This window comes from Paracoccus sp. L-17 (genome assembly GCF_056857655.1).
In genome coordinates, this window is record NZ_JBSXNM010000026.1 from 58,055 (window position 1) to 70,090 (window position 12,036).

General features: G+C 63.6%; 11 protein-coding genes and 2 pseudogenes. All 13 read right to left on the reverse strand.

The features are described from left to right. Window positions 1-147: 147 nt before the first annotated feature. Window positions 148-876, reverse strand: coding sequence for a DUF736 family protein (locus tag AC13CR_RS03445; protein WP_482900436.1), 729 nt, complete (start codon window positions 874-876; stop codon window positions 148-150). Between the two features lie 115 nt (window positions 877-991). Further along, window positions 992-1,270, reverse strand: a complete 279-nt coding sequence (locus tag AC13CR_RS03450; protein WP_482900450.1) for a hypothetical protein — start codon at window positions 1,268-1,270, stop codon at window positions 992-994. 81 nt (window positions 1,271-1,351) lie between these two features. Next, window positions 1,352-1,633, reverse strand: coding sequence for a DUF5983 family protein (locus AC13CR_RS03455; RefSeq protein ID WP_482900437.1), 282 nt, complete (start codon window positions 1,631-1,633; stop codon window positions 1,352-1,354). After that, entirely contained in the window at window positions 1,630-2,070 is a 441-nt protein-coding gene (locus tag AC13CR_RS03460; protein WP_482900438.1) for a DUF6915 family protein, read from the reverse strand. The genes AC13CR_RS03455 and AC13CR_RS03460 overlap by 4 nt, the downstream gene beginning before the upstream one ends. A 1-nt stretch (window position 2,071) precedes the next feature. Further along, complete coding sequence (locus AC13CR_RS03465; protein ID WP_482900439.1) at window positions 2,072-2,458, reverse strand: DUF6878 family protein; 387 nt, start codon at window positions 2,456-2,458, stop codon at window positions 2,072-2,074. Between the two features lie 125 nt (window positions 2,459-2,583). Next, the gene (locus AC13CR_RS03470) at window positions 2,584-6,843 is read right to left on the reverse strand and encodes a strawberry notch-like NTP hydrolase domain-containing protein (RefSeq protein ID WP_482900440.1); all 4,260 of its coding nucleotides are present in this window, start codon (window positions 6,841-6,843) and stop codon (window positions 2,584-2,586) included. Between the two features lie 173 nt (window positions 6,844-7,016). Then, a complete protein-coding gene (locus AC13CR_RS03475; RefSeq protein ID WP_482900441.1) occupies window positions 7,017-7,436 on the reverse strand; it encodes a hypothetical protein in 420 nt (139 codons plus the stop codon). Then, on the reverse strand, window positions 7,426-7,668 hold the full coding sequence (locus AC13CR_RS03480; protein WP_482900442.1) for a type II toxin-antitoxin system prevent-host-death family antitoxin: 243 nt from the start codon (window positions 7,666-7,668) through the stop codon (window positions 7,426-7,428). The genes AC13CR_RS03475 and AC13CR_RS03480 overlap by 11 nt, the downstream gene beginning before the upstream one ends. 90 nt (window positions 7,669-7,758) lie before the next feature. After that, a complete protein-coding gene (locus AC13CR_RS03485; protein ID WP_482900443.1) occupies window positions 7,759-8,430 on the reverse strand; it encodes a DUF6927 domain-containing protein in 672 nt (223 codons plus the stop codon). Beyond that, window positions 8,430-9,023 (reverse strand): regulator, encoded by a 594-nt coding sequence (locus tag AC13CR_RS03490; protein ID WP_482900444.1) that lies wholly within the window; start codon window positions 9,021-9,023, stop codon window positions 8,430-8,432. Before AC13CR_RS03490 ends, AC13CR_RS03485 begins: the two co-directional genes overlap by 1 nt. Window positions 9,024-9,089: 66 nt before the next feature. Further along, window positions 9,090-11,063 (reverse strand): ParB/RepB/Spo0J family partition protein, encoded by a 1,974-nt coding sequence (locus AC13CR_RS03495; protein ID WP_482900445.1) that lies wholly within the window; start codon window positions 11,061-11,063, stop codon window positions 9,090-9,092. Between the two features lie 148 nt (window positions 11,064-11,211). After that, a pseudogene (locus tag AC13CR_RS03500) lies at window positions 11,212-11,601 on the reverse strand (DUF3768 domain-containing protein). Window positions 11,602-11,690: 89 nt separating this feature from the next. Further along, window positions 11,691-11,897, reverse strand: a pseudogene (locus AC13CR_RS03505) (zincin-like metallopeptidase domain-containing protein); the annotation flags it as partial. Window positions 11,898-12,036 lie beyond the last annotated feature (139 nt).

A 12,036-nucleotide genomic window follows, 5' to 3' on the forward strand; every position in this document is an offset into this window, starting at 1 on the left:
ACCTGCCTCTTGGGGACAGGAGGCGCGGGCCGGTCGGAGACAGGACCGGCATCGCCCCGTTAGGCCGTTTTGGGAGGAGGATCAGGCCTGCACGGGCGAAAGCGCCCCGGTTGCCCGGGGCGCCAGTTCTGTAGCAGTCGCTACCTGTCAGCCGACCAGGGCGAGCCCGGCGTTGTCCGACCGGTCCTGGCCTGCACTCTCGACGAAGGGAATGATCGAGAAGGTCTGGCCGCCGCGCTGCTCCTCGTTCTGCACGGCATTCACCCGCAGATCGCCGTCCGGCGTGTTGATGAGGAGCGACACGTAGTCGTTGCCGGTCCGGTTGCTCTTCGCCATCCAGGCCGAACCCACACGGATCGGGTAGCCCTTGGGCGAGCTGACCTCGATCCGGTAGTCGGGATGGGTCTCCTCGGTCTTGAACTCGTTCTCGATGAGCATGAAGTCGAGGTCAAACATCATGTTGGCGATGTAACCGGCAAAGGCGTTGTCTGCATCCATCGCCGTCAACTCGCCCGAGATCGAACCGGACTTCATCGCGCCGTTCGAGACCAGCGGGATGATCTCGAATTCACCGGTCATCGCTTCGCGTGTTTCCTTGGTCTGCACGGCGTTGACCCGGAAGGGCCCGAGACCGACATCGATCTGCATCGAGATGTAGGGATTGCCACTGGTGTTGCCGGTCTCGTTCCAGGCTGTGCCGATACGCACCTTCCGGCCGGACTTGTTCACCGCGGTCACGTCATAGTCCGGGCTGCGCTCGGACATCTTCGTGCGGGTCTCGAGCTGGATCGCGATGTCGAACCGGTTCGAGTGGATCATGCCGGAATAGGCGGTGGCTGCGGTCTCGGCATTCTTGGTCAGGGTTCCTGCGAACATGGATCTTCTCCTTGGGTTTGCCGCTGCCCGACACTTTGCAGAGCACGCGGGATTGCTTTTCGACCCCTCATGGGATCGCAAAACCAAGAGCCTTCTCTCCTTTCTCTCCTGCCCGTCAGCCCAGCCCGGCGCTGGACGAGGTGTCCGACGTCGCCCCGCGCACCACCCTCCCCTGCGCTGCCACAGCACCATGGTCCGGCTCAGATATGAAGAAGTCGGCCTCTGCCCCGTTCAGCTGTCGGCCGCTCCGGTCGGTCAACCCGATCGTGCTGCCGTTCCGCACAAAGGTGATGAGGTACTGGCCGAGGCCGTCCCGATGCACCCGGTAGCCCTCGTTCGCCCAGTGGACGGATTTGCCGGCATCCACGGCGAGCTTGATCTCCGCGATGTTCATCTGGATCTCCATTTCAGTATTGGTGTTGGAAACAAGAGAGGCCCGATCCGTGGATCGGGCCTCTGTGCAACCGCGATTGACCTACCAGTCGAAGACCTCGAGATAGGGGGCTGGCGGGACGTCCCGATCGAACAGGACGTAGTCGCACCCGGCATCCATCGCCAACGCCATGACCGCCCTGAAGGCGTCGCAGTCGACGCCTTCAGGCATGTCGGCAAGGGTTTCAGGGACGGAGAACAGCCAGCCATACTCATTCTGCATGCTCGGCGGTTTGGCAAAGAGCCCGTTCTCGATAGCCTGGACGGTTTGTTCAGGCAGATGTGCGGTGCTGCAATCGTAGAACCTGCGAACGTTGCGCATCATGATCCCCTCGCCTCCATCCAGTCCTTGAGGCCGAGGATCGTCTTGCCCCCAGCCACCTCGCCCAGCCATGTCGTCCGTGGATCGCCGACGGGCTCATACGCTTGCCGGTCGATATGCCCGTTGGCCATCCAGGGCTCGGGCTGGATCCGTCCGAGCCAGTCGGCGAGGCTCGGGATGCGGCCCTGACAGTCTTCGCGGACATGCTGCTCGCCGATCCAGCGGATGGGAATCTCACGCCCCGCCTCGTTGGTGAGCGAAAGCCCGAAGACCCGTTCGGCCTCGAAGATACCTTGCGTGTGATGGCGCAGAGCACGGTGAGTGAAGATGGCGAGATGCTCCTTGGAGGCATCGAACCAGTCGTGAACGGCCTGATAGTCGGATGGCGTTCCGCCGAACTTCCGGGCCGAGCTTTCGGCATGATGGAGGGGATGGGCCATGTCAGAGACCCTCGTCACGGCTGTGGGAGCACTCGACATATCGGTCGGCATGATCCAGCGCGATGCTGTCGGCGGTGACATCCCAGGTCAGCGTGCCATAGCCGCCCTCGTTGTTCTCGAACCCCGGATGCTGGTGATAGGCGACGGACCAGGCGAAGTCGCCGAGCTTCGTGGAGAGTTCGTCAGGGAGCGCAATGCCTGCGGGCTGCACCGTTACGTCTTCGATATTGCCGGAATCGCCGTAGCCTTCGTATTCGGCGGTGACCTCGGTGATGCCGAGGCCTCGCAATTGCGGGAGCAGCTCGTTTCGGGTGGCCTTGTTGGCGGCTTCGCGGTCGGCATGCCATTTTGCCATCGTCTCGGCGAAAGTGGTCTCGGAGTTGGTCATGGGTTTTGTCCTCTTGTCTGGGATTGGGGAAGGCGCCGAGGGGTCTGGAGACACGCCACGGCGGCGGAACGCGACGGGGCAAAGCACCCTTCCACGTTCCCTCGACCCAAGGCCCACTTTCCCTTTCAGGCGGCTCGCTCCGCCGCGGTTGGAGACCCTTCCCCCACAATCCGAGCGAGGATGGCGACGGTATCGACGCCCTCCCCGTGCGGCACGAAGACCCGAAGCTGGAAGGCGATGATCTCGGTGAAACACCCGACCGCCTTCAGACCCTCGATGGCACCCTTATCGGCCCCGTCGATCTCGAGGCGGGCCGCGCCCGCGACGCGGCGGCGGGTGAGTGTGAGACCCCGGCCCAGATCGACCGGCGCGGTGGATCCGAGTGCCGCCGTCAGCATCTCCTGCGGAGTTTTCGGCGTGCCGACCATGAACCGCGCACGCAGGGCCGCGGCGCCGTCCTCGCTGACGGTGCGGCCGATCATGCTCCCCTGCCCTTCCGGCGTGACCCGGTAGATGCGCTCGTTGCCTGAGGGGATGTCCTTCCAAATCGGCAGCAGCAGCCCGGTTAGCAGATAGAGCTTCGTCGTAGTGGTCTTCGGCAGGCCATCAGCCTCTTCATCCCAAAGGCGGATGAATTCAGACTGCTCGATCTCTTCCCAGGCGGAAGCCTGGAACTTCCCTTCCTCGACATAGGTGGACCCGCTCGGGCGTGTCACCTTGCGCATCAGCGTGACGATCTCCTCGTCATACATCTGCATCGGGCGAACGGAGATGAGCGCCGCGCGGCCTGAAGCGCGGTTGATCATGGTCAGCTTGTCAGGGCTCCGGTCGAAAGCGTCTTCTGCCGAGAGTACATACACGGGGTCCGTCACTTCGAGCCCGATGATCCGTGTCACCGCCCCGGAGCGCGGACAGGTCCAGAGGTCTTCCGCCGAGACCTGTTCGATCCGCTCGCCGCGCAACGTCTCGACGCCGAGATCAAGCGTGCCGGCGGCGCGGGCGCGCTCGGTTTGATCGGCGATCCGTCCCATGAACTCGGCGAAAAGCGCGTTCTGCATGTGAATGGGAAGCGCCAGCACCCGGTTCAGGAAGCGCTGGATCGGCGGCAACTCTTCCAGCAGCACACCGTCCTGGTCGATGAGCCGCAGGGCGGTCCAATCGCAGAACTTCTCGTAGCTCATTGCCCCGGCACGCCCGGCGGCAAGGTCCGCGTAATAGCCGCGCAACGCAGCCCTTGCGATCGGGCTTTCGAGATTGTCCTCCTCGCGGAACATGCCCTGGGAGCCGGTTTCGCGCTGGCCCTTGGTGAGCGCCCCCAACTGATCGAGCCGCCGGGCGATCGTGGAGGTGAAGCGCTTCTCGCCATGCACATCCGAGGTGCAGACCCGGAAGAAGGGTGCCGACACTTGAGCCGAACGATGCGTGCGACCAAGCCCCTGGATCGCCGCATCGGCCCGCCAACCGGGCTCCAGCAGATAGTGCCGCCGCCGCTTCTGGTTCTTCGCCGTTTGGGCCGCGTGGTAGGACCGGCCCGTCCCGCCGGCATCCGAGAAGATGAGGATATCCTTCTCGCCATCCATGAAGGCGCGGGTTTCCGAGGAATTGCTGTTGGCGCTGCGCTTTTCGATAAACAGGGCCCCGTCGCTGGATTTCAGGGGTCGAATGGAGCGCCCGGTTACTTCGGCCACGGCCTCATCGCCGAAGGCCCAAAGGATCTGGTCGAGCGCGGCGGGAATAGGCGCAAGCGCCATCAGCTCCATCATCGCCGCATCGCGCAAGGCCTCGGCCTCGCGCGAGACGACCAGGGCACCGTTCGCATCCCGCAGCGGCTCGGCCACCATGTTTCCGTCGATCTCCACGAGCTTCTGGGCATGGATCGGGAAGGCCTGTTCGAGGTAGGAGAGCACATAATCCCGAGGCGTCAACGCGGCCTCGACCAGCTCGTCCTCGGGGTCCATCGCTTCAAGCCGACGCTTCAAGAGGCTCTCGCCCGTGGAAACAACCTGGATGACGCAGGCAAATCCCTCGGCCAAATCATTTTCAATGGCACGGATGACGGTCGGGGCTTTCATGCCCATCAGAAGGTGGTTGAAGAAGCGTTGCTTGGTGCTTTCAAAACGGGACTTGGCCGAGGCCTTCGCGGCGGAGGCGTTGGCCTGGCCGGAGGCATCGTTGACACCGGTCGCGGTCAGCGCCGCTTCGAGATTGTGATGGATCGTCCGGAAGGCCCCGGCATAGGCATCGTAGATCTCGATCTGGGCGGGTGTGAGAGCATGTTCGAGCACGTCGTATTCCACGCCGTCGAAGCTGAGTGCTCGCGCGGTGTAGAAGCCGAGCGTTTTGAGGTCGCGCGCCACGACTTCCATCGCGGCAACGCCTCCGGCCTCCATCGCCGAGACGAAACTCTCCCGGCTCGGGAAGGGATATTCGGGCCCCTGCCCCCAGAGCCCGAGGCGTGAAGCATAGGCCAGGTTCTGCACGCTGGTGGCGCCGGTCGCCGAGACGTAGAAGACCCGCGCCCGGGGCGCAGCAAGTTGCAGGCGCAGCCCGGCGAGACCCTGTTGGGAGGGCTTGACGCCCCTGCCCTCGTCGGACCCGGCCGCGTTCTGCATTGCATGGGCCTCGTCGAAGGCCAGTACCCCGTCGAACCCCTCGCCTATCCAGCCCAGAACCTGGCTCAACCGGGTCGTGCCGCATTTGCCTGCGGACCGGAGTGTCGCGTAGGTCACAAAAAGGATGCCATCGCCCATGGAGATAGGCTGGTCAGGCTTCCATTTGGAGAGCGGCTGGATGTCGGCGGGCGAGCCGCCGAGATCGGTCCAGTCGCGGATCGCGTCCTCGATGAGCGTGGCGGATTTGGAGATCCAGACCGCCTTGCGACGACCCGCGAGCCAATTGACCAGGATGAGCCCCGCGCATTCGCGGCCCTTGCCGCAGCCGGTGCCATCGCCGAGGAAATATCCGAGGCGATAGGCGCGCGCTTCCGGATCATCGTCCGCACGGGTCATCCGGGTCTGGTCCTCATCGATCGTGAACCGCCCCGGCAGGTCGCGCCCGTGGGCGTCGTTTGCCATGAGGATGGTCTCAAGCTGGGCCTCGGAGAGATGACCCCCCTCGATCAGGCGACCGGGCAGCCTCAGGTCTGAGGCGGCTACATTCGACGGAACCGGGGGCGCGACCGAGGCCATGGCGATACTTTCGACCAGAGGCGTGGGATGTTCTTGGGCCCCCGTGATCTCAATCCGCTGTGGACGGTAGCGGGCATAGATGTCGGAGACCGGGGTGTTTTCGCGGGGCGTGTCGAGGCAGGTGAAGGCCAGCGGGATGGCGGCATGCGATTTGGGTTTGGCAGACGCCACCGGGGCGATTGGGCGCTGACGTGCGATAGGGACACCGACCCGGCGCGACCCACGCCGTGCCTGCACACTGGTCTTGACAAGAGGAGCGACCGGCCGGGTTGCGGCGATGTCATCGACGATTTGCCGCGCCGCATCCAGATCGTCGACAGCTGTGCGGACGATCTCGACGTCCTCCTGCACCTTGTCGAAGACCATGAGCTGAGTTTCGACGGTGGTGCCGAGCTTGCGGTAGACGCGGCCTGGGATAGTAAGCGCAAGGCGCGGCTTCGCGATGGCCGAGGCCCGTGCCCAATGGGCAGCGTCCCGTTCCGGCGTGAAGCCCATCGGCATGATCGCCACGAGACGTCCGCCCGGCGCGAGGCGCTTGGCAGCGCCGATCAGATGTTTCGCCGCAATGTGCTTGTCCCGCGACCGATCGACCGAGGAGGCGAAGGGTGGGTTCATCACGATGACACCGGGAAGGTCGGGCACCGTCAGGAGATCATCAATATGTTCGGCGTCGAAGCCGGTCACCTGTGTGTCAAAGATTGTCTCGAGAAGCGCCCTGCGGAAGGGATCGATCTCGTTCAGCATCGGTTTGCCACCCGCGCGCACGGCGAAGCCTGCCAGTGCGCCGGTCCCGGCCGAGGGCTCGAGGACGGTTTCGCCGGGGCGAATGGCGGCAGCACGGATAGCCACCGCCGCATAGGGCAGCGGGGTGCTGAATTGCTGAAGGCGGATTTGCTGCTCGGAGCGTCGCGTCTCCGTCAGGAGCCGTGTAGCGAGCAATCTGGCCGTCGCAAGCGCGTCCGAACCGCTGTCCCGCATGATCGTCGTCACCGTGGCGGCCTGCATCAGGTCATAGGCCATGCGCCAGGACCACGCGCCGCCGGCATCGCTGCCTCCGAACGTGTCGCGCATGACCCGCGCCAGCGATGAACTTCTGAGGGGCTGATGATCGATCTCTCTGGCGATCTGTGAAAAGGCCTCCCGGAGGCGAGCTTGGGATGGGATATCGGGTCCATGCTTCGGTCTTTGATCGGCCATGTCGTCAGTCCTTCCAGTCAGGTTACGGATCTGACAGGACAGAAAGCCCCCTTTCCCTTTTCAGGCGTTGGAGGCAGCTGGAAGTTTGGAAAGTGAGGAGGTCCGAGAGATCGGACCCCGGTCTCTCGCGAAGGCGGCGAGACCGGCGCGTCCGTTTTCCCGGTGTTCGGGACTCAGGTCCGGCGCGACAGCTTCAGCACGCCGGCGGCGCGAAGGCGCTGCACCTCGCGCAGGATCGCGTCGGTGAAGGCCGGGCTAAATGATCCGCGTGGGGAGCGCTCTTCGAGCGTATAGGAGGTCTCGAGAATGTCTGCATTCAGCTCATCCAGAACGACCCAGAGCAGGACATCGCTGTCGAGCCTGGCGCGCCGCGCCTCGGTCTCGGGGATCTCCAGGGCCGTCCGCCCCGGAGCCGGGGACTTGCTGGTGATCGGCGCGATGAACATGACGTGCTGACCGGCCTGATTGGTGACCACGATCACCACGCAGCTAGGCCGCTTCTTCCGCCCTTCCGTCTCGCCGCGCTCCGCTTGCCATTTCCAAAGGTAGTGGTAGTCGAAGACCTGCCCGGCGGCGGGGAAGTCAGCGGTCACGGAAATGCTCTTCTATGCCCTGGTCGAGAAGGTTGCCCAGTTCTTCGGGCATGTTGGCCACATCGAGCGCCACCTGCGACCCGCGACCGGCCGTCAGGGCCTGGAATCGCTCCATCGACATGACCACGAAGCGCGGTTTACGGTGCTTCGTGATTGCGACCGGGGCGACGGTCGCCGCCTCGAAGAGATCGCCCGTGTTGCGGGTCAGTTCCCCTGCTGCAAACTGCTTCATCCTGGCTCTCCACAGATTTTCTGGTTTAGTAAGAATATACGTAATCTCTTAATATTCTGCAAGAGGCAGGATAGACAGGAGGTCAGACCCTCAAGGTGGCGCATCGTCAGCACTCCGCCCGGCTAAAAACTCGGCCAGAACCGGACTCGCCTCACTCTTCGCCGAGCAGAGGAGCTCGGACCCGGCAAGCGAGGCCTTCGACAGACGCACGAGCCCGCCGGTTTCCTCGATACGGTAGCACCGGCGTTTTTGCGCTCCGCGCCGGTAATGAGTGGCGGTCACGATCTGGCAGGTGCTGCCATCGGTCAGCGTGATCGGTGCAGCCAGCCTTATCTTGTCGCCTTCGTCGTAGTCCGGGATCGCCGCCCAGTCCCGGCAACGCTGGCGCCAGGCATGGGCATAGCTCTCGGGATCCTTCAATTCGGAGAGCAGCGCCAGAATGCTGAGCGGTGCACGCGATTCAACCGGTCCGGCGCTCTCCTCCATATCCTTGTAGCCCCAGCAGCCCTGGTCGTAGCGCGTCAGGAAGACGGCCGCGAAGGTGATCGACCCGTCCGCATCGGTCACGTAGGTTCTGTCTTCAACCGGCGCGCCATCGATGTTGGTGAGCCTCAAAGCTGCATACCAGGTCGAGCCGACCTTGCAGGCCTTGAGCAATACCGTCTTTCGTGTATCCGTCTCGAAGGTGCAGAGCCGGGCGACTTCTGCCTTCTCATCCGCGTAAGTATTGACGCGGCGGTCGGTGTAGAAGAGCCAGCCCACTATGCCGCCCTCCGATCATCGATTTCGATGAGCGCATCGAGCGGCACCCGGTAGGGCAGCATCTCGTCGAAATCCTCGCAATTGCCGAAGTTCTGCACGACCGCATGGGTGTCGCTGGCATCCCTGAGGATCACCCGGAACGTCCCGCCGAGGCCCGAGGGCACGTCATAGGTCCCGCCGATCAGATAGTCGGCGGCGCGACGCAGGAAGACGCGGATCGTGTGGCCATCGGTGGCCAGCCGGATGGTGTCATGACCACGGTCGATAAGCATCTGCACGTCATCGAGAATGTCGGTGTAGAACTGGCCGGTCAGATCGCGAAACGCCGCCTGCCGCGCCGCCATCCAATCCGGATCGCGGAATGGGTTGATGCCCTTGGCGAAGGCATATGTGGGATCGGCGCGTTCGGTGGTGACGATCCGCGTGGTCGAACCGTCGATGCCATTGGAGCGCAGATGCACACCAGTGCCGACGATCAGGATCAGGGCGGGTTGGCCGACCGGCCCGTTCCAGTTGGGCAGGAAGGTGGAGCAGCCGCGCGCATGCGCGATCTGCGCCGCGACGCTCGCGGCAGTGAAGCTGAGAAGTGCCATAGGATTTACCTGTGAGATGGAGGGAAGGGTGCGACCCGCCCCGGTCGGAGCGGGTCGACTGTAGGGTCAGGCCGCTTCTGCGACCTCGGTTTCGTCTTCGGGCGCCTCGACCTCGCTGGCATCGACCGGCTCGACACCCGCCGTCTGCATCATCGGCGGACACCAGGCCGCGACCGCCGCGCGCTGCGCCTCCGTTAGCGTGGCGAAGGGCTCGGCGAAGAGCTTGTCGCAGAATTCGACGACTTGCTTCTTGGTCGAGGAGGCCAATGTCACCGCCTCCTGTGCGAGCCCCAGTTCCTCGCCGAGAATCTTCAGGAGCCAAGCCTTCTTGAAGCGGTTGAAGAGTGCCGCATTCGGTGTCCAATGCGCCCGGATGTCCGGCATGATCTCCACCTCGAAATCATGCATCAGGCTGTCACGCTGCCGGTCCCGTGCGAAGCAGGACTGCGTGGTCGCCGCCGTGGCATAGGCCACGAGTTTCGCCTTCTCGCCCGCATCGAGCGCCCGGAAGAGCGCGAACTGGTCGGCGGGGGATTTCGCGTCATCGGCCCAAGAGAGGTCGAGCGCGTCATGAGCCTCGGCCACCTGTTCAAGCGAGGTGCCGTCAATCTCATCCATCTTGGCGTGGGTGCGATACTCCTGTCGCGCATCGACCTTGATCGCCTGTGTGACGCCCATGCCGCTGGTGAGCACATCGGTGACCAGTTTGAAGAGCGTCAGATCAAGCGTCGCCTCTGGATGCATCGCCATGGCCGCGCCGAGCGCCATCGCCCGCTCAGTCTTCAGGTCCTCGGTGAGCGAAGCGGGATAGGTGATCTCAACGCCGTCTGCGGCGCCCTTGTCGCTCGGTGCACCGGTACCTTTGCCAGAACGCTCCGCCTTGTCATCAGGGCGCACCATCCCGACATGCAGGGAGATCTTGCCATGCGACCAGGACGCGATCACGCCGGAACGGGCAAGATCCTCTTTGCTATAGGCCTCCTGCAGGGCCCGCGCCTCGGCTTCCAGCGCGTCCACGCGTTCGTAGAGTTCATTGTACGCCTCGTCCTCGAGTTCTTCGTTCTCCATCTCGTGTTCGAGTTTCTCAAGCTCGGCGGTGATCTCGTCGACGCGCCTCGAACCCTTCTCGTCGGGCTCGACCGGACCCGGATAGACCCGGCCATAATCCACCATGGCGGCATAGTCGTACTGGATGACCGCATCCGCCCAGGCAAAGCCGATCTCTGCCCGCGCCTCTTCAGCGGCGGTGGCGAGTTTCTCCAGCAGGATCGTTTCGACCATCGCGGAATCCTCGAGCACGGAATGCTCGTCCAGCAGATCGGCCGCGATGGCACCGCCGCGCGCCTCGTAGTCTTTGCGCACGAAGGCCCCGATATCGTCGCTGACCTGAACGCCGCGGGATTTCAGCGCGTTCCGAACGGTGTAGGCCTGGACATGGTTGTCCTCCTTGGTGAGCGCCTCGAAGACCTCGCGTTGCACCTCCTGGCTGGGATGATCGGCGAAAGCCTTCATCGTATCGAGCGTGATCGATTTGGCGCGGGCCGCGGCGCGGATGTCGGGATGGATGAGCCCATAGCGCAGACGGCCTTTCACGGCAGCGACCGTGGTACCGAAGGTCTTGGCGATGGTTTCCGGCGTCTGACCGTCGATCTCCATCATCCGGGCGAAGGCCTCAAACTCGTCGATGGCATTCATCGGCGCCTGGGTGATGTTTTCGGCGAGCGAGAGCGCGGTGGTCACATCACAATCGTCGGGGACCAGGCGGCAATCGATCTTCGTGCTGTTGGTGAAGCCCTTGGCGGTCTTGTCCGCAGCAAGTTCCAGCAGGGCCGCGTGACGACGGCCACCGGCGAGCACCCCGAACTTGCCGTCGATCTTCTGGACGAGCAGCGGTTGCAGGAGGCCCAATACCGCGATGCTGGCCTTGAGATGCGCGATATTCTCGGAGGCGTAGGTCTCGGGTGAATTGGTCCGTACGTTCGCAGGATGGGCGACAAGATCGCCGATGGCGACGGTGGTGGGTTTGAACGAATGAGTCATGACATGTCCTTCTCGACGTGTTTGAGAGGGCCGCGCGTTTCCGTGCGACCAATCCCCGGATCCGGGAACCAACAGGACAAGAGGCCCACTTTCCCTTTCGGAGGGTCAGCGGGCCTGTCGGTGATGGAAGGTTGGGGTGCGCCCTGCCCTACCAGTCACGCGCCATCATGACGGTCAGCACACGAATGGTGGTCTCGGGGTTCTCAGGTGTTTCCGCACCATAGCGATAGTCGGAACTGGCCTCATACAGATCCAGTTTCTAGAACACGGTCTCACCCCGGATCGTCACCGCCCCGAAATCGTGCCATCCCTCGGGGTCATTGTCGGGCTCGAATGTATCGAACGCACCGGTGGCCTGGACGGCTTCCATCGCGAAGCCATCGCCGGCCTCGATCAGGGACTGGGTCACGACGAGGCGACCCTGGATCGGCTGATCCGGGGTGATGCCAAGGCAGGCAAACCTGCGGAAGGCGTCGTTCTGGGCGGCGATGACGGTGGCATTCGGTCGGGGATAATCTGCGGGTTCGGCATGGCTCATGGGTCTGTCCTTTCGGGATGTGTTGAAACCACCAAACCCAAAGCCAGCTTTTCCTTTCAGACACCCTGCCAGCACGGACAGCCCCGGCCTCAAGCGGCCTGCTCCCCTTGCCCGGCCTCCGAGGCCGCGACGAGATAGTCACAGGCACGCTGCGCGTCCGCCGCATGTTTGAAGATCGCCCGCTTGTCCGAGCGGAGTACGCGGACCCAGTTGTCGAGATAGGCCGCGTTCAGCTCCAGCGTATGCGCGGAGAACCCCAGCTTCTGACCCAAGAACACCGTGCAGAGCTCAGCGACATATCCTGACAGTCCAGCCCCATTCTGAAATTTTCCGGCAATGAGAACGGTTTTGGTCATGCCGCTACCTCCTCTGCATGGGGCTGCTGCGCATGCATCCAGTCGGCCGCCTGCTGCGCCTTGCTGGCGGCGGTGAAGA